A 24,365-nucleotide genomic window follows, 5' to 3' on the forward strand; every position below is an offset into this window, starting at 1 on the left:
TTGTGCTCAGCGCGCGCCGCGCTCGTATGGAATGCCGAGCGCCGCCGGCAGGCTGGCGCGCCGGCCGAACAGAACCAGCATGATCATCACCGCCAGGAACGGCAGCATCTGGATGATGTCGGTCGGTATGTTGATGCCGGCCACCTGCATGGCCGTCGTCAGCGACAGGCAGACGCCGAACAGCAACGCGCCGAACAGCACCCAGATCGGGCGACCGCGCGCCAGCATGGCCAGCACGATGCCGAGAAAGCCCGCGCCATTGGTGATGAACGGAATGAACAGCCCAGCCCCGACATTGGCGAGATAGGCGCCGCCGAGCCCAGCCAGCGCTCCGGTCGTCAACACGGCGATGGTGCGGGTCCGCACGACATCGATGCCGGCGACATCGAGCGCGGCCGGCTTGTCGCCTGCCGCCTGCAAATTGAGGCCGAGTTGCGTGCGCCGATAGAGGTAGCTCATGCCGAAAACCAGCGCGACCGCCAGATAGACGATCAGATGATGCTTGAAGAATGCAGGCCCGATGACCGGGATGTCCGAAAGCAGCGGAATGACGGTCGCATCCGCCGCGGGCAGGCGCGGGTAGCTGCGTGAGAACTGGAAATGGTGGAGCAGTGCCGTCAGGCCCTCGAGCCCCAAGGTCAGCGCGATGCCGATGACGATCTGGTTCAGCCCGATGCGCACGCAAAGCAGCGCCATGACAAGCGCCACCGCAGCACCCCCGACGGCACCGGTGAGAAAGCCCAGCCACAGCGACCCGGAATAGAAAGCGCCGACAAAGCCGAGATAGGCGCCGGCCAGCATCATGCCTTCGATGCCGATATTGAGCACCCCCGCCTTCTCGGAGATCTGCTCGCCGAGCCCGGCAAGCAGCAGCGGGATCGCCGCGGTGACGGCGCCGAACAGGAGCGCGCTGAGAAAGACTTCGCTGAACAGCCCGGTCATGCCCTAGGCCCTCCGCGACTGGTTGTATCGGTGATCGAAATATTCGGCGAGCGCGAGCACGATCAGCACGATGGAAACCAGCACCAGCGTGAAATGATTGGGAACGCCAAGCCGGCGCGCCGCGCTCTCACCGCCGATCGAAAGCACCGAAAGCAGGAACACGAAGCCTATCGCAGCAAAGCCGTTCATGCGGGCGAGAAACACGGCGGGTATCACGGCAAGCCCATAGGCGGGATTCCAGTCGGCGCGGACATTGCCCTGGACACCGATGATGTCGACGGCGCCGGCAAGGCCGGCCAGCCCGGCCGAAATGGCGAAGACGGCGACGGTCAGGCCGGGGACACCGAGCCCCGAGTGAACCGCCGCGCGTGGATTGGCGCCGACGATCCTCAGCTTCAGCCCGAACGCCGTGCGCGTCATCACCAGATGCACGATGACGATCGCCGCCAGCCCAAGCAGCAGGCCACTGGTGATGGTCGTTTCGAACAGGCGCGGCAGCCGGCCCTCCACCGGCAGCGTGCGCGTCTGCGGCACGGTCGTTCCCGGATCGCGAAACGCCAGCTTGACCAGCACATTGGCGAGCGAGGTGCCGAGGAACGTCATCATCAGCGTGGTGATGATCTCGTTGACACCCTGATAGGCACGCAGCAGGGCCGGCACCAGCGACCAGATCATCGCCACCATCATGGCGATGAGGAACGAGCAGACCAGCGCCAGCCAGGCTGGCATGATCTGAACGAACACGGGAGCGCTGGCAGCCGCCGTCACCGCGCCAAGCAGGAACTGGCCGTCGCCGCCGAGATTCCACATGCCGGCGCGAAAGGCCACGATCAGGCCGGCGGCAAGAAACAGCAGCGGCGCCATGCGCGTCAGCGTCTGCTGGATGCCGAGCGGCGAGAACAGTCCTTTCTCCAGCACGAAGCCATAGTAGGCGAGCGGGTCGACGCCGACGGCAAGCAGGATACAGCCGGCTATGACGAGAGCGATGAGGATCGGACCGAGCGTCATCAGCAGCCGGTGCAGGATGTCGCGGCGCGTCGTTGCCCCGCTCGTGGCATCGAGTGCGGTAGCACTGACCGTGGGTGCGGTGTCGATGCTCATGCGGCAAGTCCGATCATCAGGCGACCGACCTTCGTGCGGGCGTCGTCTACGTTCTCGACGGTGCCGACCAAAGCGCCGTTTGCGATGACGGCGATGCTGTCGCACATACCAAGCAATTCCTCGAGGTCGGTGGAGATCAGCAGCACGGCAAGGCCACGCGCCGCCGTGTCGCGAATGCGCTGGCGCGACGCCAATGTGTTGGCGAGATCGAGCCCATAGGTCGGCTTGTTGAAGATCACCACCTTGGCGCCTTCAGCCAGTTCCCGTGCCAGGAGCACCTTCTGGATGTTGCCGCCGGACAGCCGCGCGACGGGCGTCTTCAGGCTCGGCGTACGCACGTCATATTCGCGCACGAGCTGGGTGGCGCGCTTGTCGATCTCCGCGCGCTGCTCGACGCCGTTGCGCCAGAACGGGGCCGCGCCGACCTGCTTGAGGAAGAAGTTGATCGAGACCGGGAAGGTGCCGACAGTGCCCTCGCCCAGCCGGTCGTCGGTCAGGTAGCGAAGGCCGCGCCGGCGGCGCTCGCCGACGCTCAGCGTCTCGATGGCGGCGCCGTCCAGCCGCACCGAGCCGCTGGCGGCTGTACGCTGGCCGGCCAGCGCTTCCGCCAGCTGCTTCTGGCCGTTGCCGTCGATGCCGGCTATGCCCAGGATCTCGCCCGGGCGGATGTCGAAAGAGATCGACGACAGGCCCGGCGCATTGTCGGTCGGCGCGACCGCGAGATCCGCGACCTGAAGCAGCGGGGCCGTTCCGGCGCGGGCAGTGCGGACAGGACGCTCGACGGCTTCCGGATCATCCTTCTGCTTACCGAACATCAATTCCACGATCTCCGAGACGATCTCCTGTTCGCCCAGGGCGCGAAACCGCTCGGGCGGGATCTCTCCGACCTTGCGGCCAAGCTTCAGCACCGAGATGCGGTCGCCGAAGGCAGCCGCCTCCTTGAGCTTGTGGGTGATGAAGACGATCGCCAGGCCCTGCTCGACAAGGCGGCGCATCAGCGCGCCCAGTTCGTCGATACCTTTCGGCGTCAGCATGGAGGTGGACTCGTCAAGGATGAGCAGCCGGCTGTTGCGCAGCATCGCGCGCAGGATCTCGACCTGCTGCTGCTCACCGAGCGACAACTCCGATACCTTGGCTTGAAGCTTGACGGTGATGCCGAGCGTGCCGGTGATCTCGGCGACGCGCGCCGCCAGTTCCTCGGTCCTGGGGCGCTGCCACCACGGCCCGCCAAGCAGGAGGTTCTCCGCCACCGTCAGCGTCGGCACCAGCATCATGTGTTGGAATACGGTGCCAATGCCGAGTGCCAGCGCATGGCGCGGCGACGTGATCGGCGTCGGTTTGCCGTCGACCAGTATGCGTCCTTCGTCCGGCTGCTGCAGGCCGGACAACATGCCGATCAGTGTCGATTTTCCAGCGCCGTTCTCGCCCAGCAGCACATGCACTTCGCCCGGGCGGATCGACAGGTCGACGCTGTCATTGGCAACGATGCCGGGGAACCGTTTGGTCACGCCTTCAAGCGCGACGATGTCGCGCCCGGCAACGGACGATGAAGAAAAACCGCTCATGAAAGCCCAGCACCAAAAAAACGGGAATCGTCCGGAGGGGTGAACGGATCACCCCTCCGGCAGTTGACCGTGATCGCCTTACTGGGCGACGCTGGTCATCAGTGCCCTTACGGCGGCCGCGTCATAGACCGGCTCGACCTTGATCTTGCCGGAAATGACGTCCTCGCGCAGCGCCTGGATTTCCGTCCAGACATTGTCCGGGATCGCAGCGGTCTTCAGCAGCTTAACCGAGTCGTCCTTGAGGCCGATCGTATAGTGTTTGGTGCCGAACGTGTCGGCCTTCAGGTCGGCAATCATCGCCGCATAGACCGGCTCGATGTTCCACACCACCGACGACAGCAGGAAGCCCTTGTCGATCGGTGTCTTGTCGCCGATGACGTCGATAAAATAGACCTTGCCGCCATCGGCTGCCTTGGTCGTCTCGACCGCCTGCAGCATGCCGAAGCTCGAACCGTTGCCCTGGCCGAAGATGATGTCGGCACCGGATGCGATCACGCTTTCGGTGACGCGCTTGCCGCCGGCCGCGTCGCTGTAGGCGGCAGGGCCGATCACCGCATAGGTGATCTTGACGTCAGGGTTCTCCGCCTTCACGCCTTGTGCGAACGCCGCCGACTGCGAATTCCACGATGGCGGTTCGCCCGAGACGACGATGCCGACCGACTTGGAACGCGACACCTTGCCGGCGAGACGGCCGGCCAGATAGGCACCCTCGTGGCCGCTCAGCGTGTAGTCGGCGACGAGGCCCTTCTCCAAGCCGGCTGGCGTGTCGACGATCGCCACCGGAACTTTCAGTTCCTTGGCGATTTCGGGCGCCGAGGTGTTGTAGCCGCTGGCATGAGCGATCAGCAGGCTGGCGCCGTCGGAGGCAAGTTCCCGCAAGGTCGGACGAACGTCGCCATAGCCGAGACCCTGGGCCACGACCACTTCGACACCTGCGGCTTTGCCCGCCGCCTTGGCAGCGTCGATGCCTTGCTGGTTCCAGCCATAGTCCGTGCCTTCTTCGGGCGTCAGGATGGCGATCGACTTGACCTCGCCGGCAAGCGCGCCGCTCATCAAGACACCGCTCAATATAACTGCACTTACACTGCTCTTGAGAATCTTTAACATGTTACCCTCTCTGTTTTGATTTACCAATCAACATTCTTATTGTTATTGCGCGAAAGCGAGATAGACTGCCTGCGAAATTTATATATGGAGCTCAGGCAAAGTGAAGATCCGTTATGCCCTTCCGGTGATGCTGGCGTTGTCGTCCTTCGCCAACGCGGTTGAGTTGCACCATGTCACCGTCCGCACCGGCACTGACGGGCTCGACATGGTTCCGTTGACGATTTCGAATGCGGGCAGCGAAGGCCTCTCCTGCAACGCCGACTTCGCCCACTGGTATTCAGCCGGGATCGCAACGATCGAGCCGGGCAAGAAGACCCGCGTCGAGCTCTGGTTCGATGCGAAGACCGGCACGTTCACGATCCTCAACGACAAGCGCGAGAACCTGCCCGTCGAGCGGCTGTGGTGCGGTCTGGCGAGCTGGGCATATGCCACCCGCGTGCAGGTCACGCTCGACCGCGCCGATGCGGCGAAAGGCGAGCGTGATGTGTCCTGCGCCATCGCGCAGGACAGCCTGGTCTGCCGGTAGGCGCTCATCGATCTTTCCGTTCGAACACCGCGCGCCCCTTATTCTTTTGCCAGGAATGCGTCGGTGAAGACGTCGTCCGCCGACAGAGCCGCCTTGAGCACGCCCTGGTCCGTCAGCGTCTTTAGGGTCTCCTCCCACTGCGTCTTCGTCATCCAGCCGAGACCGTGTTCCTTGGTGTCGGGGCTGCTGAATGTCGAGGCGATGTCGGCGTTGATCTGCGCCAGCAGCACGTCCTTCTTGTCCGCATAGCCGGGCGCTGCCTTGGCCGTGATCTCGGCGGCCTCTTCCGGATGAGCCACGACATAGTCGAAGGCCTCCCTGTACGCCTTGACGAAGCGGCGCACGACGTCCGGCTTGTCCTTGATCATCGCCCGCGAGGTGAACAGGCCCGAGCCATAGGCTTTCCACCCATGGTCCGCCCCCATCATGATGCTGAGCGAGCCGGGGCCTCCGGCCTTCGCCTCCAGCTCGGGAACCTCCGCGTCGATATAGCCGACGACCGTCTGAACCCGGCCCAGCAGCAGATAGCTTTCATAGGGAGGCGAGACGCTGTTCAGCGTCATGTCCTTTTCGGTCAGGCCATTGGCGGCCAGGAAGCCCTTGAAGAAGATGTAGGTGGAGCCAGCCGGATGAATGCCGATGGTCAGTCCCTTGAGGTCGGACGGCTTGGTGAGCTTCAGCGTCTTGGCCAGCGAAATGATCCCCAGCGGCGAGTGCTGATTGACGGCCGCCAGCGCCACGACCGGGACATTCTGCGACCGTGCGACGGCAAGCGTGGGAAGATCGCCGAAGCCGAAATCCGCGTTCTCATTGCCCACCAGCCGCATCGCGTCCGGCGAGCCGGACCCCTTGCGGATCTCGGCCACATCGATGTCGTTCTTGGCGAAGAAGCCTTTTTCCTTGCCGACGAAAAACATGGCGTGATTGCCGCGCACCACCCAGTCGAGCTGAACGTTGACCTTGTCCGCCGCCAGAGCAGCGTTGGAAAAACCGAGTGCTGCAACAAACGCCGCGAAGGTAGCGGCCTTGATAAGTGAGCGTCTCAGCATTTTTTGTTCCCTTTTATGAATTTGGTTGATCGAGCGGACCTAGGACTGGCTGAATTTCGGCGCCCACGGCACCACGATGCGTTCGAGGATTTCGGCGGCGTAGTAGAAGGCGATGCCAAGCACGGAAACGAGCAGCAGCGCTGCGAAGACCAGCGCCGTGTCGAGCTGGGTCGAAGCGAACTGGATGACGTAGCCGAGACCGTCCGACGCCCCGGCGAACTCACCGACGATGGCGCCGATCACGCTCAACGTGGCGGCGATCTTGGTTCCGGCCATCAGGTTCGGCAGCGAATGCGGAACGCGGATCCTGAACAGGATCTGCGTCGGGCTGGCTCCGACGGAATTCATCAGCGACAGCAGCGAGCGGTCGACCGATTGCATGCCCGCCAGCATCGACAGTGTCACCGGGAAGAAGGCGATGACCAGGATGAGGCCGATCTTGGGCGCCAGCCCATAGCCGAACCAGAGGATGAAGATCGGCGCGAGCGCGACTTTCGGCACGTTCTGGAACAGCACCACCAGTGGATACAGCGCGCGTCCCAGCCAGTCGAAGCGCACGATGACCAGCGCAATGGCAATGCCGACCACGACCGAGACCAGGAAGCCGAACAGGATCTCGCCCGCGGTCACCAGCGTCGCTTGCATCAGCGTGCCCCATTGCGCCACCAGCGACTTCGCGATCTCGGACGGGGCGGGAATGATGAAGGCGGATATGGCAAAGATCCGCACGGCGGCTTCCCACGCCACGATCGTCACCAGCAGCAGGATGACCGCCGGTAGCCAACTGCCGGTCGCCGCACTCCAGCTGGAGGCGAGGCGCGGCTCGGGAAGGTCCGTGATGGGTTGGTCGCTCAAGACGCGCCTCCCGGCTGATGGCTGGAGCGCAGCATGGTTCGCAACTGGACCACCAGCCTGACGAACTCCGGATCTTCGCTGACCGACAGGTCGCGTGGATAAGGCAGCGCAATGTCGAGGCTCTCGGTGATCCGCCCGGGCTTGATCCCCAGCACGTGCACATGACGCGACAGATGGATGGCCTCGTCGATGGAATGGGTGACGAGCACGATCGTCTTGCCGGTACGCTGCCAGATTTCCAGCAGCGACTGCCCCATCGAATCGCGGGTGATGGCGTCGAGCGCGCCGAACGGTTCGTCCATCAGCAGCACCGCCGGATCGAGCGCCAGGGCCCGTGCGATGGCGACCCGTTGCCGCATGCCGCCCGACAGTTCGTTTGGGCGCTTGTGGGCGCTGTCGCCCAGCCCCACCAGTTCCAGCATCTCCTGCCCGCGCGCCCGCAAATCCGAGCGCGACAGCGACTTGTCGGCGATGCCGAGCAGCAGCGACGCATTGTCGACGGCGTTCTTCCAGGGGAGCAGGTTGGCGTCCTGAAAGACGAGGCCGATCATACACTTGCGCGCCGCCTCGACCGGTGCGAGCCCGGCGATCGCAACGCTGCCCTGGGTCGGCTGCACCAGCCCGGCCAGCACCTTGAGCAAGGTGCTCTTGCCGCAACCGGAAGGGCCGATAAGGGAGACAAACGACCCCTTCGGCACAGAGAGATCGATGTTGCTGAGGATCAACTGCCGGGCGATGACCACCGAAACGCCCTTGGCGGAGATCAGATTGTCATGGCGGATATGGGCCGGCCTGTCACCGGCGGCTCGAATGGTTTCAATGCGCATGGCTTGTCGCCCCGCGCGCTTTCGTCGGCCGCAGCCACGCCGTCTTGATGGCGAAGGCACCCTTCACACAAACAGCCGACCGGTGGAACTCCTCGAACCGGCCTGCCCTCTGCGCACCGTTTGACATTAGCTACTCCCGGCCTTCCAGGATGCGCCGCACCGCGACGAGCTTGCGCGCCCGTTCGCCTTGCAGCGCCTTTGTCTGCTCGGGCGTGTAGGCAAACATGCCCTCGCCCGACTTGATGCCGAACTTCAACGCAGCCGTCTTCTCCAGCACCATCGGCGCGACATCGTCGCGGTTGGAGAGATCGGCATTCAGGAAGGATGAGACGGATTTGTAGATATCCAGCCCCGCCATATCGAGCAGCGCCATCGGACCGATGACGGCGATCTTGTAGCCGATGCCCCAGGATACGCAGGTGTCGAGGTCTTCCGGCTCGATGACGCCGCGCTCGACAAGATCAACCGCCTCGCGCAGCAGCGCATAGAGCACGCGGTTCTCGACGAAGCCTGGAACATCCTTCTTCACCACCACCGGCAGCAGGCCGATCGAGCGGATAAGATCGCGGATAACAGCCACGGTTTCAGGTGCGGTCTTCTCGCCGCCGATCACCTCGATCATCGGGATGATGTGCGGCGGGTTCGACCAGTGCATGCCGACCATCCGCTCGGGATGCGAAATATGCGCCTGCAGCTTGGTGATCGGGATGCCCGACGTGTCGGAAGCGACGATGACGGACGGGCCGATCAGCGGATCGATGTCGCGATAGGCCTGCGCCTTGATGTCGATATTCTCGGGCACGTTCTCGATCACCAGTTCGGCGCCATCGACGGCCTCGGCGATCGTCTCGACGAATCGCACGCTGCCGGCGCCTGTCCCGGGCGCCTTGATGTCGAGACGATCGAGCACGCCGCCGGCGAGATCGAGCATGCCGCGGGCACGCTCGACCGACGCCTGTGAAACATCATACGCCGTGACATCGAGGCCGCCGCGCGAAAGCCGCGCGGCGATGCCTGGACCCATCGTTCCCAATCCGATGAGAGCGGCGCGCCTGATCATTATGCGGCCTTTGCGGGAGCAGCAGTGGTTGCCGCCTTGAAGGCCGGCCGGGCGGCGATCGCGGCCACCCAACGCTCCAGATCGGGCATCGACGGCCGGTCGATCTTGAAGTCGACGCAGCGCTTCAGGATCGGCGCGCAGGCGATGTCGGCAAGGGTCAGCTTGTCCAGCGCCAGGAAGTCCTTGCCGGCCAGGTGGCCATCGACGATCTTGAGTTGCGCGACAAGGTCCTTCACCTGTTCCTTGTATTCGGCGGTCTGTTCCTCGGGTGTGAGCTTGGCGCCCTTGAAGGCCGCCAGGTAGCCGGGATTGACCGCCGCCAGCAGGAAATCCATCCAGCGCTCGACCTCGGTCTTTTCCGCCGGCGTGGCGCCATTCAACTGTTCGCCACCGAATGCCGCGAGATAGCGCAGGATGGTGTTGGACTCCCAGATCACGGTGTCGCCGTCGACCAGCGTCGGCACCTTGGAGGTCGGGTTGAGCGCCTTGTATTCCGCCGTCTGGGTGTTCTCGAACTGGCGGCCATAGTCCTCGCGCTTGTAGGATGCCCCAAGCTCTTCGAGCATGAAGAGCACCTTCTGGACGTTGCCTGATGTCTGGCGGCCTAACAGCTTGTACATGTCGTCTCCTCGATTGTGTCCAATGCCTACTTGCTCGCTGGGAGCGGCTTGTAGACGATCGCGTCCATTTCGATCTTGGTGTTGATGACGGCCTTTGCCTCGACGGTCGTGCGCGCCAGCACGGCATCGCCGATCCCTTCGAGGAACGCCTTGTTGTAGCGGCCGAAATCGCGCGTATCCTCGAGATAGGTGGTGATCCGCACGACATCCGACAGCGTCGCGCCCTCATGCGCGATGACGCGCGCGATGGTCTTCAGCGTGGCCAGCGTCTCTTCCTCGATCGTGCCGCTGATCATGTTGTTGTTGTCGTCCTTCGGCACCTGGCCCGAGACGAAGATGAAGTCGCCGGCACGCACCGCCGGATGAAACGGCAGGTTCGGGTTCTTGTTGCCGATGGCGTAATGGCTGGCGGATTTTCGCGTGCTGTCGCTCAATGCCTGCTCCTAGAGAACACTGGTTTCGATGATGTCGACGCCACGGATGCGATCGATCAGGTAGACGATGCCGCGGTCGTCGATGGTCACGTCGTTGGACGAGGAACGCTCCGCCCCCTCGGGCGCGTCGGGCACGAAATGGCCGACCTCCTTTGGCGCGAACGGGTCGGCGATGTCGACGAGGCGCAGCCCCTGCGCGAACCATGCAAACGGAATGATCGTGCCCTTGAACCGTTCGGAAGGCTGATGGCAGCCGGTCATCTGCGGCTGCGGTGAACCATCCGGGTCGAGGCCCGGCACCTGGAAGGTCGAGATCGGCAACGGGTTGGTCTCGTCGGTGATGTCGTAGATCCACGTGAAGGCCGGCGGTGATGGCCGAAGCTTGGCGACGTCCTCGTCCGCCACCACCATGATGTTGCGGCCCTTGAGCGGCTGTGGAATCGGCAGGCAGGTGTGGGTGGGATGCGGAAAGCTCGGGCTCGAATTGACGTGCGAGACCAGCTTCGGCTTGGTGATGTCCGAAATGTCGAGGATGAACAGGCCGTGATGCCAGTAGCTGACATACAGCCGGTCGCCCATGCGCAAAGGATGGTGGCAACGCGGCGTGACATAGTCGTGCCAGGGGTATTCCTCGCCGCCACCCGTCCACTGGCCGGGTATCCACCAGCGTCCGACCTCGACCGGCTTTGTGGGATCGATCAGGTCGAGGATCATCACGATGTTGCCGACATAACCGTCGGCGGTCGGCGAGATGTAGACGTAACGGCCGTCGAAGTCGTAGCGGTGGACGCCCTTGCCGCCGGTTATCCATTTCGAGATGAGCTTGGGCTGTGCCGGCTTGGTTGTGTCGTAGAGTGCCAACCCGCCGCCGAAATCGGCCGGGCCGGCATCGCCAAAGCGCTCGTGGTTGATGATCATCAGCCCGTCCTTGGCGCGCACCTTGTGCGAGTGCCAGCCGGGCGGAACATCGATCGTGGCTATCTTGCGCGGATTGCGCGGGTCGGAAATGTCGACCAGCGTCGTACCGCTCGGCGGCCGCATGTGGCCGATATAGAGGATGTTGCCGTCGACCCAGACCTGGCCGCCGCCTGGGCAGTCGACATGGCCGATCTGCTTGGTGTTGAACGCCGAAACCAAATGCATACGCCCTTGCTGCTGAAACGTCATTTCAATGTCCCCGCCGCCCAAGGGGGCGGGGCAGTAGGATGGGAACTAGACGAGACGGAGCAGATCGCCGGCCTGGTTGCGGCCCCAGCGCTTGTAGAGGAGCAGCGCCTTCTGCGTCGGCGCATCGGTGGCGCCGAAGAAGATCACCGGCTCGCTCGACGAGCCGTTGACATGCTCGACCCAGGAACCGCCGGGTATGGCGATGGTGTCGAACTGGTTCCAGTCATATCGTTTGCCGTCGATGATCGAATGGCCGTTGCCGCGGAACGGCGCCAAGAGCAGGCTGGCGGTCTCGCGCTGCGGCAAGGTCTTCTCGCCGGGGCGCAGCATCTGCACGTAGAAATTGATGGTGTGGAAGACGGGTCCGCCGGTCGTCGGATCGACATAGTCGATGACGATGCCTTCATGAGGGTCGCCATCCCAATCCTTGTGAGCGTCTAGGACCGCTTCCATCTTCTCCCAGCGATAGACATACATCGGAGACGACAGGCCGCCGCCGCGCTTGTGGTCGACGAAACGCGGCATCAGGCCGCCCTCGCCATAGATGCGCTGTGAATAGTCACCGGGATAGCGGGCGGTCTGCACCTTCTTCTCGACTTCCTTGCCGTCGACCATCTCGGTGTATTTGTGGTCGAAATGGACGGCGTGCAGCGTTTCGACCAGCGGCAGGTCGAGCACCGACAGGTTGACCGCCTGCTCGCCGCCGACGGTGCCATGATTGTGCCAGGCGTCGTTGGGCGTCAGCACCATGTCGCCGGGGCCGAAGACCACGTCTTCGCCCTCGACGCCGGTGAAGTTGCCCTTGCCGGTCAGGCCGAAGCGGATGGCGCTCGGCGAGTGCTTGTGCGGCGGCATGATCTCGTCGGGATCATTCAGGCGGTAGGCGGTGTACATGGTGCTGACCGATGCACGCTTGGGCGCAAGGCCAGGATTGACCAGGATCAGCGAGCGGCGCTCGCTGTCGTCCATGGTCACCAGTTCGGCGGCGCGTTGCAGCAGCGGCTCGATGTCCGAATAGGACCACACGAAGGGAACGGCCTTCGACGTCGCCATCAGCTGCTTGATCTCGTCATGATCGACGCCTTCCGACGTCGCCCAGAACGGAAACATGTTCTTTGCGTAGAGGGCGTCATAGAGGCCCTTGAGTGCTGCCTTCTTGTTGGTGAGCACATCGTTAGCTGGTTGCGCCAGGGACATATCGGACACCTCTCGTCACGAAGAAAATACTTCTAACCAACTCAACCGTATTCGCATTGGTTTTGCGCGACAATACCCAAATTGCGAATTTTATAAGTTTTTGGTTGAGGTGCATTTTTGAGAGGCAAATGCCCAGAAACAGGCAGAAATAGCCCAAGAATGCTCGAAATATGCCTTGAAATCAGGGCATGAAGCCGCCTCGTCACGGCCAGGCGGAGGCACATGACGGTCCAACCAACGCAGTTTTCAATCTCAACCAAAAGACTTTGGTTGTATTCCGGCCGCCTCTGTCAGGCCGCCACGCTCTGTTGGGCGCGGCTGCGGATCAGATCCGCGGCCTTTTCGGCGATCATGACGACCGCCGCATTGATGTTGCCGCAGACGAGGTCGGGCATGACCGAGGCGTCCACGACACGAAGTCCGGCGATGCCGCGCACCCGCAATTCCGGATCGACCACCGATGCCGCATCGACGCCCATGCGGCACGTGCCGGCCGGATGATGCACGGTGATCGAGGTCTTGCGGATATGCTCGTCGATCTCTTCGTCGCTCTCGCATTTCGGGCCGGGGAAGAACTCCGCACCAACGAACGGAGCCATGGACGGCTGGCTGGCAAGGTTGCGCGCAACACGAAAGCCGGCGCGAAGCGACTGCCAGTCGCGCTGCGAGGACAGGAAATTCTGATGGATCAGGGGCGCGGCGACCGGATCGCTGGACGCCAGCCTGACGCTGCCGCGGCTCTCCGGCTGCACGGCAACGATACGGGTCGCAAAGCCGTCGGCGAACGGCGCCTTGAACGGCGACATGTAAGGCCATGCTCCAAGCGGTGCGGCGGTGAAAAGCAGCTGTACGTCCGGCAACGGCCGGCTTGCGTCGCTCTTCAGGAATGCCACGACGCCGCCAGGCACATCTCCCGAAAAGCCCTTTCCGGTGAGATAGGTCTTGACGAAATCCAGCCCGATACGATCGGCCCGCATCATCTTGAGAAACGGTCCCGGTTGTTTGCGACGATACATCAGGATGACCGAAACATGGTCCTGCAAATTCTTGCCGACCTGCGCACGATCGACTTTCGTCTCGATGCCATGCGCCGCGAGCTCGCCGCTGTCGCCTATGCCTGACAGCATCATCAGCTGCGGCGTGTTGATGACGCCGCCGGCAAGCAGGACCTCGCGCCGCGCCACAACTTCATGGCTCGCCCCGCCTCTGGTGTAGGCAACGCCGGTTGCGCGCCCATTCTTCAGCAGGATCTTCGTCGCCATCGCGCCGGTCAGCACCTTGACGTTGCCGCGACGCATAGCCGGCCGCAGATAGGCGGTCGCGGTCGAGCAGCGGCGGCCGTTCGCAATTGTCATCTGCAGGCGGCCGAAGCCTTCCTGTATGGCGCCGTTGTAGTCGTCGGTCTGCGGATATCCGGCATCACGGCTGGCCGTCGCGAACGCATCGATCAGTTCGTCCTTGTAGCGGCAGAACTGGGTGTTCAGCGGCCCGCTGCCGCCGCGATACCGGCTTTCGCCTCCTTCCCAGCGCTCCTGCTTCTTGAAGTAGGGCAGCACCTTGTCGAACGACCAGTCCGTCAGGCCGCTTGCCGCCCAGCGATCATAGTCGCCGCGATTGCCGCGCACATAAGCCATGGCGTTGGTGGAGGAAGAGCCGCCGATGACCTTGCCGCGCGCGCATTCGACCTTGCGCCCGCCGACATTGGCCTCGGGCTCGCAGAAATACATCCAGTCGTGGCGGCGTTCGGTCAGGATCTTGCCCCAGCCGAGCGGGATGTGGATCATCGGATCGCGGTCCCAATCCCCCGCCTCCAGCAGAAGCACCGACACGGCAGGGTCTTCGCTCAGCCGGTTCGCCAGCACGCAGCCGGCCGATCCCGCACCGACAATGACGTAGTCAAAGGTTTCGTCAGCCGGCATGCGTGATCCTCGGGAGAAAGACGGTCCGCCGCGATGGCAACCGTCGACATGGGCAGTCAACCATTGCGCAACTGGTGTTGTCAACCATTGCGTACAGTTGTAGATTGGTTGAATTGGTTGAGTGCCGTCGAACAGGTTTTCGTGTCACAATATGATGTCGGGACGTTGAGTCGGCGGTCTGCCGATCGGACAGGAGATTTGGTTTTGAGCGCATTCGAGCCGCAGGTCGGACCATCGGATCTCGACGACATCATCGCCGCGGTCCGCCAGTTGCAGCAGGGCGGCGGCAAGCTTCCGTCCGAGCGCGATCTTGCGGAACATCTGAGCGTCAAGCGCCATCAGCTTCGCAAGGCGCTTGAAGTGCTGCGCCTTTCGGGCGACCTCAAGCCGGCGCGCGCCAGGCGGGCGCCGACTGCCCTTCCGAGATATGGCGAGGAACTGGTCAGGGTAACCAATCCGATCGAGGTCCTGGAATTGCGCCTGATCATGGAGCCGGGCCTTGCCCGACTGGCGTCGCTGCGCGCCTCCTCTTTCGAGACGGCGCGGATCCTCGACGCGGCAACCACGCCTGAGAACGCCCCGTCGGGTGAGGTCGACTTCGCTTTCCATCTCGCGATCGTCGCCGCGGCCCGCAACCACCTTGCCGCGGAATTCTACAAGATGCTGCGCCAGGTCGGTGTCGATGCGCGGGTGAAGGTTGCGCGCACCGCGGCACCCACCTGCCCCAAGCGGATCGCCCACCGCGACGGCGAGCATCGCCTGATCGCCGAAGCGATCTCGCAGCGCGATCCCGAAGCGGCAGAGACCGCAATGCGCGCGCACCTTTTGTCCGTGCAGAGACAGATCATGGAACGGTCGAACGCCGGCGCCTTTGCCGCGTGATCGTATCACCTCTGACATCGAGCCTGTGCGGGGAATTTCAAATTGAAACGTCATTTCGACGTGCTGGTGATCGGCGCGGGATCCGCAGGCTCGGTTGTTGCCAGCCGGCTCAGTGAAGACCGGTCGTGCCAGGTCGGCCTCATCGAGGCCGGGGCGATGCCGGCCGATCCCGACATCGCCGATCCGCTGAAATGGACGATGCTCCAGGGCCGCGCCTATGACTGGAGCTACCGGACCGTGCCCCAGCCCTTCACTGCCGACCGCGTCCATGAATGGCCGCGCGGCAGGATAGTCGGCGGCTCGAGCTGCCTGCATGCAATGGCCTATGTGCGCGGCCATCCCGATGATTTCGAACCTTGGGCACAAGCCGGTGGCGAGCGCTGGTCCTATCGGGGGTTGTTGCCGGGCTTCATCCGCAGCGAAGCCTTCACCGCCTTCGATGCGCCGACACGCGGCAAGAGCGGCCCGCTGGACGTCTATCTGCCGGACGCCGAGGTCAGTCCGGTCGTGCGTGCCTACATCGCCGCCGGGCGATCCCTGGGCGCTCCCGCCCTGAGCGACCACAACGGCGGCGAACTGGTCGGCACCAGTCCCAATTCACTCAATATACGTGACGGCAAGCGCCTGAGCGTCGCCGACGCCTATCTGCCGCCGCGGGTCATGGCGCGGCCGAACCTGACCTTGCTCGCCGGCCACGAGGTCGAGCATCTAGTGCTGGACGGCCACAAGATCACGGGCGTGAGCGTGGTGTGCGGGGGTGAGACCGGAACACTCTCCGCCGACCGGATCGTTCTTTGCGCCGGCGCCGTATCCACGCCGCTCATCCTCATGCGGTCGGGCATTGGCTGTCCCGATACGCTGAAGCAGGCTGATATACGCTGCCTAGCCGATCGGGGCGATGTGGGCCGCAACCTGCAGGATCATCTGCTGGCTCTCGGAAATGTCTACAGCACGAAAAAGCCGGTGCCGCCCTCCCGCCTGCAGCACTCCGAATCGCTGATGTATCTGCACAGCGACGATCCGACCCGCTCTACGGGAAGTCCCGATATCGTGCTCGCCTGCGTCGTCGCCCCGTCCGCGGCCGAGGGCCTGAAGACCCCGCCCTATGGCTCCGCCTTTACCATCCTGTGCGGCGTCACCCATCCGACAAGCCGAGGGCGCATCACACCAAGCGGGCCGGGCCGCAACGATGCGCCGGTCATCGACCCACATTATCTCGAAACCGAACACGACCGCGCGACATTCAGGATGGCGTTGAAGCGGGCGCGCATGGTCGGCCATCATGCGGCTCTGGACGAATGGCGCGATATGGAGATCCTGCCAGGCGCCCCGGTTCAGTCCGATGCCGAACTCGATGCTTTCATTGCCAGGGCTGCTTCCACCCATCACCATCCGGCCGGCACGTGCCGGATGGGTCGTGACACTGAGGCCGTCGTCGATCCTGACTTGCGGCTGAACGGCTTCGACAATGCCTTTGTCGTCGACGCCTCGGTGATGCCGGCGATCCCGAGCGGACCGATCAATGCCGCGATCGTCGCCGTAGCCGAAACCTGGGCGGCGTCTTCACGGGCTACCCCGTCGTCAGCGTAACCGCGGCCGCGTCCGACAATTCCCCTGGGTTCCGAATGGCTCTGGTTCCCGGCGAATGTCAGCTATGGAGATGCGTCAGTTCAAACGCGGCTCCGTCCTGGACGCCGGCCATGCGCTGCTCGGCGGACCGGAACATGTCCGCGAACTCCACCTGGTTTTCGAACACCACGCCGCCGACCTTGACGGTCAGGGCATCCTCGGTCCCCTTTGGCGCGAAATAGACTTGCGCGATCCGCGCCTCGATACGCTGGCCGATTTCCCTGGCTTCTGCTTCGGTCGCACCGGCGAGGAAAACCCCGAACATCGACGTTCCCATGCGTCCAACCAGATCCTCCGCGCGCACCGACGATTGTATGGTCGAGGCTATGAGCCGCAAGGCTTGATCGCCCCATTCAAGACCAAAGCGCAGGTTGATGGACCGCAGATGCTCCGAATGGATGACCAGGAAGGCGCCCGATTTAGGCCCCGGCACCGACGGCCTTGCCGTTCTTTTTTCGACCATCGACGTGAAGACCGCTCCGTTCAGGCAGCCGGTCGTGGTGTCGAAGGTTGCCGACTTGTCGAGTTCCCGGCGATAGCGACGAAGCTCGATCTGTTTCAATCCAACGAACAGAAAAAGCGGAACACCAAGGACAACAGGCAACAGGATTGCCGTGATCATGCTGCGCCCAAATGGCGTCAGCGCCTCGGAGAACAGGAGCAGATAATTGAGGCCGACGGAAACGCCCAGGATTGCAGTGGTTCCCAGAAACGTCAGCAAAGCGACGCCTTTCCATGCCTGGTCGGTGGTGCTCGCCATAGTCTTTGTCACTGGCCGATCTCCTGTGGATGGGCTGGTATAGGGCCGGTGTGTTGCAATTTCAGTTTCAAGGAACCTTGCAATTTAATCGATTGCGCGATGACCCCATCAAGGCTGCGGACGAAATCGGCTTGCTCCCAATGCATGACCTCGGCTTTGGGAAAAGGACATGCATAAAAGACAGACGCAAAGCTGCGCCCGTGGCGGTGAACAGACAAGCATCAGGGTTGAATGGCAGGCTATTGTGCCGGGCCGAATATGCCCATCTCAGCCTTTCTGGCTGTCGCCTCCGCCTTGCCGTAGATGCCGCTCGGCAGCGCCGTGGCCCAGCCGTTGGAGACAAGCCAGGCGCCAACATCCTGCTTGCCCAGCCTGCATGGCGCGGCGACGGCAAAACGCTCGACGTCCGGCGGTACGAAACAGTGCAGCCCGCGTCCCCTCAGCCAGGAATTGAAAACGGCGCGTGCGCGCAGGCCGCAAGGCCAGGTGACGTCATGAAACGAGCAGGAGCTGTCGAGATCGATGCCTCGCACTCCGCTGATGACCACCTTGCGGCCCATGGATGCGAACATCGCCGACGATGTGGCAACCGGGCGGTAGAGCAAGACCTCCCGCCAATCCCCAGGCATCGGCGTTTTCGGGGGCACGGCGAGACCGAGCTCGCTGAGTGGCGGACGGGGCTCGGTCCGTTCGATCTCAGCGGGATCAAGCCGTGGCGGAGCGATCAGGTCTTGAGCAACCTTGCGCGCCGGCTCCAGGCGTTGTGCGCCGGCTACCGGGGCAACCGGCCGGATAGGCTGCGTATCGTCAACATCCCGCGACGGGGCACGGACAGGCCGATCGACCGAAAGCAACGCCCCACCTTGAATGATCAGCAGTATCCCGGCCAGAAGCAGCAGGCTTCCGAGCGCGATCGCCAAGCGGCTGCGGCCCGGCCTGCCCATCAGCTTGAACAGGATCTTAGGGATTTGCGCCGGTCAGAAACCCGACGTCGATTTGGCAACCAGCTTGAGCGCACCTTTTTCAATCCGATAGAACGGCATCGAGCGTTCGCTAGATCCGTCGGCCCGAAACCGGAACAGGCCGGTCGACCCGCGAAAGCCGTTTGGATTCTCGAGAACCTTTTTGCTGAAGCCATCAGGCCCGATCGCGCTGGCAATCCCTGCCGTCAGGGCAACCATGTCATAGGCATAGGCCACATTGACGTCAGCCGGATAGTTGTATGCCGTCCTGAAGCGGTCGGCGATCGGCCCGGTTTCACTTGGATCGAGCGTGGCGATAAACGCCCCCTCTAAGAGCGGATCCATGGGGTGCTCCAGCCAACGGTTCGTTCCGACGACGGAGACAGTCTTTCCCGGAATGCCCTTCGATTTGAGGGCGGCAAGGACAGGCGACGGACTGCCATTGCCGCTGGCGACAATGACGGCGTCGGGGGCGTCCACGAGTGAGCCCATTTCGTCGACCGCCTTCGCGGCGCCGTCGCCGGCGGAATATCGGAGAGTGACCGCGAGCGCCGCGCCGTAGATGCTGAGGCTGTTTGCGACCCGCTTCTCCATGGCGCCGGCGTTTGGGCCATCCGCGACAAGCAGCACGAACTTCTTGCTGCCTTTCGCGGCCAGTCCCGCGGCGCCTGCGGCGGCGCTGTCCGCTTCGCCAAGGAGCACGGCATAAACCCCGGCGCCACCGGCGAAATTATCGGCAAGCGCCAGAACCGGTGGCCGCTTCGATCCAGACAGCGTGGCAATATGCTGGGCTGCCGTCAGTTCGGTCGGGCCGATCACGACCTTCGAGCCCGTCGTTATGGCCGTTATCGCCATTTTGCTGGCCAGTGCGCTGTCGCCTTTGGTGTCTTCTACCGTCAGCGTAAGCAATCCATTGCCAATATCCGTCATCGCCAGCTTGGCCGCATCCAGCATCTTCCTGCCGTTTTCGCCCGCTGTTCCGGAGCCGGACAACGGCAGCAGCATCGTGACTTTTGTCGACCCGGTGCCCAGCGACTGGGTCGCCTGGACGGGGCCGGCACCGGCGGCGCCATTCTGCCCGGCAGGCGCGGCAATCGCCGCCGGATCGAGCACTTCGGACACGCCGCCCTTCGACTGGCAGCCTGATAAGATCGCGGCGAGCGCCAAGGCGATTGCCCATGTCCGCGGACCGTGGACCTGTCGGCCAGCTTCCATGAATGCTCCACCCCTATGTGCCGCCGGATATTGTTCCCGGTCTGGTCTTCAACGCATGTTACGGCGGACTTGCAGTGCCGTCTGTAGTTCTTTTAGCCGCCGAAAAGCCTGTCTCTGAGCGCCCTGATCTGCCTTGCTTGCCCGGCACTCCGATAGTCGGCGCATTTCATGTATCGCGGCCAGGGCACGAACACGCGGCGCACGCAGACGCCCTTTCCCCCCTTCCCCGGCCAGAATTGGGCAGCGGCTCCACCCTCACCGCCTGAAAAGGCGGAAAAGCCGAACGTCGCCACCGGCAAAAGCCCGGTCACTTCAAAGCCTTCCCTTGCCAGGATTGCCCGCGCACGCTGGCAGTAGCGGACCGAAAGGGCCGAGAACCGGCTTTCATTGTGCCCGGCGCGATACTTCATGACGGTGGTGCACAGATCGCCGGCGGCCAGCCTGTTGGCCTGTGCAAGATATTTGACCCCCAGCGCGATGTTGGCCGCCGGCGCGCTGAGATCGTCCAGGGAACCTCGAAAGCCGAGCATCCTGGCCGTCGCCGGCATCACCTGCATCAGGCCGATTTCGCCATCGGCGCCTTGCACGCCGGGATCGAAGCCGCTTTCGATCTCCATCACTGCATGCGCCAGCAGCGGCTCCAGGCCATGGATCGATGCCTGGCAGCTGGCAAATGCCTTGAATGTCTGCCGGGTCCACTCCGTAGCCGGATCACAGCGCACTGGCTGCTTCAGGCAGGGCGAAAGCTGTTGTTTCGCGGACGGTCGTTCCAGCCAGTTGGCACTGGCCGGCGTGACCGTTTGGACAAAGCCAAGCAACACGATCGCGCCCGCAACCGCCTTCAGGAAGGATCCGTCGGCTGCCATGATGGCCAACAGGCGTGGCTTCGCCTATCCGGTCAGTGCATGTACTCGACCATGCGATCGTGAAAACACTCGCATTTGTTGAGGGTGTCTTCGTCCTTGTAGTTCGTCTTGAGGTAGCCGTAAGCCATGCCGCAGGCGACCTTGGCTTCCGATGCCCAGACGAAGACGGGCCGGGAGGAGTTGATCCACTCCGAACTGTTGGCGGCTGCGACCGACTCGTCCATCAGCTTCACCACCTGCTCCCTGAGGTCGACGATGTTGTCGTTCAGCACCAGGTTGGACGTGCCGACGACACGGCAATAATCGCCGGTCGGGCCATCGATGATGTCGGCGGCATACCCCGTCGACCCGACTGCCAGCAACAGCGTCGCAGCGGAAACCAGCAGTCTTGCAGAACGTTTCATGTTGAGCTCCCCTAGATATTAGCGATGTATAACATAGTCGCGTGGCCGTGCGCCATGGCGTTAGATCGTTGCCGTGTGTTGTACATGCGCCGTGTCGTCGTAGAGTATCGTGATCGTGCCTGCGGCAGGTGCGTTCTGCAACTCGGCGACGTCCACGAAATTGGCCGCATTGCCCGAACCAGTCGTATCGACGCTCAGTGTCTTCGTGTCGGCGTCGTAGTGCACATAGTCATTGATGTTGCCCCCCGACGCCGTGTCGAACAGCGCGCTCAGGTCGATCTTGTCGCCCTCACCGCCAGGGCCTGTGCCGTGGTAGTCGGTGATGAGATCCTTGATGTCGAGGTTGTCAAGCTTGAAGGTGTCGGCGCCCGTGCTGCCGGCGGTCTGCTCTGCCGGCGCAACAAGTGAGGTGTCGAGTTCGACCTCGACATAGTTGCCGGTCGTGCCGTCGGCCATCTGGAAGGTTCCGTTGCCTGTCACGGTCTGTCCGTCGATTTCGCCGACAGTCGGAGTAGCCGCTGTGCTGATGGAGACGATACCCTTGTCAGCGAGGTGTGACAATTCTCCGGCGTCACTGGTGCCGTTGGCATTGGCGTCTTTCCAGATCAGCAGGCTGTCGAAGGCGGTATCGTTGTGGTCGATGACACCGTCATGGTTGCTGTCGAGCGAAGCCAATGCCGCCGCGCCGCTGGCGAAGTTGCCACCGCCGAAGTTCGGCGTGAACAGTTCGGTGCCATCGTCGATCTTGCCGTCATGGTTGAGATCGACCGCCAGCATCCCATCATGGGATGTGTTCCAGGCAAGCTGTTCCTTGGCACCATCGCCATTCATGTCGAACTGAACACCATGACTGACGTCTGAGAAGGCAAACCCATTGTGGTTCAGGTCGAGGATAATGGGATCGATCGACCCTGTGAGCAGGGTGTTCAGGTTCGCGATCGTGACCCCTTGGAGATCGACGAGAGTTCCCACGCCGGCACCTGCACCAGTCTGGGTGTAGACAAATGTATGGCTCACCGCCGCTATCGTTGCGGTGAAGGCGAGCGTCGCCCCGGCGTTTCCGATATCCGTTATCGTCAGATACTGGACAGCCGCCGCCAAGCTTGCGGTCGAGTTGACCGTCAACGGTGTTGTAAAGCTGTCCGTCCCGAAGAACGTGGCGATGCCATTCGTGACCGAATGGGACTGAACCGTGTCTCCGCCGATCGTCAAGGTGGTGTTCCCCCCATCGACGTTGCCGCCCGTCGCAGCCACGAGGGTGCCTGGCAGGCTTAGCTTATCGGTCCCGGCGACGAAGTCCGTGATGATGTCATAGCCGGAGATCGTGCCGAGGTCGCCTGATCCGCTGATGACGGGCGTCGAGTCGCCAGCCCCAATCACGAAGGTGTCTGCGCCAGCGCCGCCGGTCATCGTGTCGGCGCCGGCACCGCCGGTCAGTGTATCGTTTCCGCCAAACCCCTGCAGGATATCGTCGCCTCCGTTGCCGTTCAGCGTGTCGCCATTGGCCGTACCCTGCATGGTCTCGGCATCCGCCGTGCCAGCATAGGTAACACCGTTGACAACGTGAACGTCCAGCTGCTGTGCCGGTGACGTATCGCCGTCCGCGTCTTTCACGGTGACATTGAAAGTTAGATCGGCATTTTGCGCCGTCGTCGTGGTGCTGACCAGGCCGATGTCCGAGACCTTGAAGCCCAGATCGTTGACATCCGAACTCAAATTTTGCGTCGTCGTGCTCGCTCCGCCGGCACCGATCGCACCGTTTAGATTGATAGCTGTGCCGGTGATGCCTTCATCGGTCGGAGTGATCTGTGCGCCCACCAGCACGTAGTGCTGACCAGCAGCATTGTAGTCATTCGATTCGATGATCAACAGGCCGTCATTGTTGTCGAGCGTTACGCTGGAGTAGATGCCCGGACCAGTGCCCGGGCCCTTGAAGATGTCGCCGTTCTCGACAAACATTGCCTTGGTCGTATAGGTGCCGGCAACCGTATCGTAGAGTTTCAGGATGACGATGAAGTCTTCGGAGTTCCCGATGCCATCGAACTTCAGGAACATCGAACTTACCTGAGCGTCAGGGGCCAAATTCGTGAATCCAGTCGGGTTTGTGGTGAAGAAGTCCATGTCCATGACTTCTCCCTTGCCCATTGTATCGCCCGCAACGCCGTTTGCTGTGCCGGAGATGGACACGTATGCCGAACTCTGGGTGAGCAATTCTCCGTTCACGTAGGTAAGCGAATTGCCATCAATCGAACCCGATTGCAGGTTGTCAGCCCCGGTGCCAGCTCCCGGTTCCGCGTAGCCGGTAAACTGGATGAACAGATTTGGATTGACCTGGGCTACCGCCACATCCGGCTGGCTGTTGTCAACCGTCGAGGATCCCGGTTGATAGCCAACGATAGAGGACGAATTGCTCACTGTACTGATCGTTACTGCTGAGATCGGGTCGGTCAGGTCCACGGTGTAGGTTCCCGCAACCTTGTCGAACGTGAGGGTGCCCGTTTCCTGGGTAGACACCCCACCCGTGAGATAGTTGAAGCTGACATTGAAGACGGCCGTTGTTGACGTCTCAGAGGCCCAGATCACGGTCGGCGCCGTGATTGCGCTCCCAGCCACACTGCCAGCCAAAGTGATGGCGGAAAAGTCCGAATTGAGGCTGCTGTACGCCGTATGTCCGTCAGCACCGATGGAGTAGTCGAAGACGCCGGTGCCGCTGACAGTCCCGCTGTTGGCGAAATAAAGATCCGTCTTGTCGAGAACCGTCGGACCGTCGTCGAGGAAGGTCAGGTTCTTGCCGATGTCGACCGAGGCCGACTGGCTGTCGCCGTCCTTGTCGGTGATCGTGGCCGTCACCTTGATCAGATCGTCGGCGCTCAGGCTGGTCGGCTCGTTCGGATCCGTCGTCGGATGGACGACCGCCCGGATCTGGTCCAGCGCAACAGCGCCGGTCGCCGTGTTGACGGTCAGCGTGAACACCAGGTCGTTGGTGCCAGCAGTGCGGCCTTCGACGACATTGCCGACGAGGGCGATGTTGACCACCTGGCCGGTTGCCGTGTCGACCAGACCCGACGCACCTGCCGTCACGCTCAGGCCATAGACCAGCGTGCCGGCGCCATCGGCGCCGAACGCCGAGGTGAAGTTGGCGGCGAAGTTCGCCGTCGCATTGGCGGCCAGATTCGTCTCGTCGACCGTCAGTACCGGCTGCGCCGTTGCCGAGGGCGTGATCGACGGGCCGTCATCGAGGAAGACCAGGTTCTTGCCGATGTCGACCGAGGCCGACT

General features: G+C 62.8%; 22 protein-coding genes. 3 read left to right on the forward strand and 19 right to left on the reverse strand.

Translation table 11 applies throughout. The annotated features are described in order from the left end of the window. Positions 1–6: 6 nt before the first annotated feature. The 4 genes from NKI99_RS08425 to NKI99_RS08440 form a co-directional block, all read right to left on the reverse strand. Complete coding sequence (locus NKI99_RS08425) at positions 7–942, reverse strand: putative B6 ABC transporter permease subunit 1 (RefSeq protein WP_128305800.1); 936 nt, start codon at positions 940–942, stop codon at positions 7–9. Positions 943–945: 3 nt separating this feature from the next. After that, positions 946–2,043, reverse strand: coding sequence for a putative B6 ABC transporter permease subunit 2 (locus tag NKI99_RS08430; RefSeq protein WP_352610526.1), 1,098 nt, complete (start codon positions 2,041–2,043; stop codon positions 946–948). Then, positions 2,040–3,608 (reverse strand): putative B6 ABC transporter ATP-binding protein, encoded by a 1,569-nt coding sequence (locus NKI99_RS08435; protein WP_352610527.1) that lies wholly within the window; start codon positions 3,606–3,608, stop codon positions 2,040–2,042. Before NKI99_RS08435 ends, NKI99_RS08430 begins: the two co-directional genes overlap by 4 nt. Positions 3,609–3,686: 78 nt before the next feature. Then, positions 3,687–4,661 carry a putative B6 ABC transporter substrate-binding protein gene (locus tag NKI99_RS08440; RefSeq protein WP_245486387.1) on the reverse strand — a complete coding sequence of 325 codons (975 nt, stop codon included), beginning with the start codon at positions 4,659–4,661 and terminating at the stop codon, positions 3,687–3,689. A gap of 154 nt (positions 4,662–4,815) precedes the next feature. Between NKI99_RS08440 and NKI99_RS08445 the strand changes: the two genes are divergently transcribed. Next, on the forward strand, positions 4,816–5,241 hold the full coding sequence (locus tag NKI99_RS08445) for a hypothetical protein (protein ID WP_352610528.1): 426 nt from the start codon (positions 4,816–4,818) through the stop codon (positions 5,239–5,241). A 38-nt stretch (positions 5,242–5,279) separates the two neighbouring features. Here the strand turns inward: NKI99_RS08445 and NKI99_RS08450 are convergent, their stop codons facing one another. The 9 genes from NKI99_RS08450 to NKI99_RS08490 form a co-directional block, all read right to left on the reverse strand. After that, positions 5,280–6,290 carry an ABC transporter substrate-binding protein gene (locus NKI99_RS08450; RefSeq protein ID WP_352610529.1) on the reverse strand — a complete coding sequence of 337 codons (1,011 nt, stop codon included), beginning with the start codon at positions 6,288–6,290 and terminating at the stop codon, positions 5,280–5,282. Between the two features lie 39 nt (positions 6,291–6,329). Further along, complete coding sequence (locus NKI99_RS08455) at positions 6,330–7,145, reverse strand: ABC transporter permease (protein ID WP_023809932.1); 816 nt, start codon at positions 7,143–7,145, stop codon at positions 6,330–6,332. Next, on the reverse strand, positions 7,142–7,972 hold the full coding sequence (locus tag NKI99_RS08460; protein WP_023809933.1) for an ABC transporter ATP-binding protein: 831 nt from the start codon (positions 7,970–7,972) through the stop codon (positions 7,142–7,144). Before NKI99_RS08460 ends, NKI99_RS08455 begins: the two co-directional genes overlap by 4 nt. A 130-nt stretch (positions 7,973–8,102) precedes the next feature. Further along, positions 8,103–9,032, reverse strand: coding sequence for a 5-formyl-3-hydroxy-2-methylpyridine 4-carboxylate 5-dehydrogenase (fhmpcd1, locus tag NKI99_RS08465; RefSeq protein WP_352610530.1), 930 nt, complete (start codon positions 9,030–9,032; stop codon positions 8,103–8,105). Next, the gene (locus tag NKI99_RS08470; protein WP_023809935.1) at positions 9,032–9,652 is read right to left on the reverse strand and encodes a glutathione S-transferase family protein; all 621 of its coding nucleotides are present in this window, start codon (positions 9,650–9,652) and stop codon (positions 9,032–9,034) included. The genes fhmpcd1 and NKI99_RS08470 overlap by 1 nt, the downstream gene beginning before the upstream one ends. A 26-nt stretch (positions 9,653–9,678) precedes the next feature. Then, complete coding sequence (locus NKI99_RS08475) at positions 9,679–10,086, reverse strand: RidA family protein (protein ID WP_023809936.1); 408 nt, start codon at positions 10,084–10,086, stop codon at positions 9,679–9,681. Between the two features lie 9 nt (positions 10,087–10,095). After that, positions 10,096–11,253: an LVIVD repeat-containing protein gene (locus NKI99_RS08480; protein ID WP_050592656.1), complete on the reverse strand. Its 1,158-nt coding sequence runs from the start codon at positions 11,251–11,253 to the stop codon at positions 10,096–10,098. 45 nt (positions 11,254–11,298) lie between these two features. Beyond that, entirely contained in the window at positions 11,299–12,450 is a 1,152-nt protein-coding gene (locus NKI99_RS08485; RefSeq protein WP_027039500.1) for a cupin domain-containing protein, read from the reverse strand. Between the two features lie 290 nt (positions 12,451–12,740). Then, on the reverse strand, positions 12,741–14,369 hold the full coding sequence (locus tag NKI99_RS08490; protein WP_352610531.1) for a GMC family oxidoreductase: 1,629 nt from the start codon (positions 14,367–14,369) through the stop codon (positions 12,741–12,743). Between the two features lie 204 nt (positions 14,370–14,573). Between NKI99_RS08490 and NKI99_RS08495 the strand changes: the two genes are divergently transcribed. Together NKI99_RS08495 and NKI99_RS08500 are read left to right on the forward strand one after the other, a co-directional pair. Beyond that, positions 14,574–15,251: a FadR/GntR family transcriptional regulator gene (locus tag NKI99_RS08495; RefSeq protein ID WP_023809939.1), complete on the forward strand. Its 678-nt coding sequence runs from the start codon at positions 14,574–14,576 to the stop codon at positions 15,249–15,251. A gap of 42 nt (positions 15,252–15,293) precedes the next feature. Beyond that, positions 15,294–16,841, forward strand: a complete 1,548-nt coding sequence (locus NKI99_RS08500; protein ID WP_352610532.1) for a GMC family oxidoreductase — start codon at positions 15,294–15,296, stop codon at positions 16,839–16,841. A gap of 58 nt (positions 16,842–16,899) precedes the next feature. Here the strand turns inward: NKI99_RS08500 and NKI99_RS08505 are convergent, their stop codons facing one another. From NKI99_RS08505 to NKI99_RS08530, 6 genes are all read right to left on the reverse strand, one after another. Beyond that, entirely contained in the window at positions 16,900–17,652 is a 753-nt protein-coding gene (locus NKI99_RS08505) for a GGDEF domain-containing protein (protein ID WP_128305808.1), read from the reverse strand. A gap of 227 nt (positions 17,653–17,879) precedes the next feature. Further along, a complete protein-coding gene (locus tag NKI99_RS08510) occupies positions 17,880–18,584 on the reverse strand; it encodes a thermonuclease family protein (RefSeq protein WP_352610533.1) in 705 nt (234 codons plus the stop codon). A gap of 33 nt (positions 18,585–18,617) precedes the next feature. Next, a complete protein-coding gene (locus tag NKI99_RS08515) occupies positions 18,618–19,817 on the reverse strand; it encodes a type 1 periplasmic-binding domain-containing protein (RefSeq protein ID WP_502897897.1) in 1,200 nt (399 codons plus the stop codon). A 92-nt stretch (positions 19,818–19,909) separates the two neighbouring features. Then, positions 19,910–20,683: a lytic transglycosylase domain-containing protein gene (locus NKI99_RS08520; RefSeq protein WP_352610544.1), complete on the reverse strand. Its 774-nt coding sequence runs from the start codon at positions 20,681–20,683 to the stop codon at positions 19,910–19,912. Positions 20,684–20,715: 32 nt separating this feature from the next. Further along, positions 20,716–21,087 (reverse strand): hypothetical protein, encoded by a 372-nt coding sequence (locus NKI99_RS08525; RefSeq protein ID WP_352610536.1) that lies wholly within the window; start codon positions 21,085–21,087, stop codon positions 20,716–20,718. A 60-nt stretch (positions 21,088–21,147) separates the two neighbouring features. Beyond that, on the reverse strand, positions 21,148–24,365 hold a 3,218-nt coding region (locus NKI99_RS08530; RefSeq protein ID WP_352610537.1), incomplete at its 5' end, for an SPM autocatalytic domain-containing protein.

This window comes from Mesorhizobium sp. M0239 (assembly GCF_040321815.1).
Classification (GTDB): Bacteria; Pseudomonadota; Alphaproteobacteria; order Rhizobiales; family Rhizobiaceae; genus Mesorhizobium.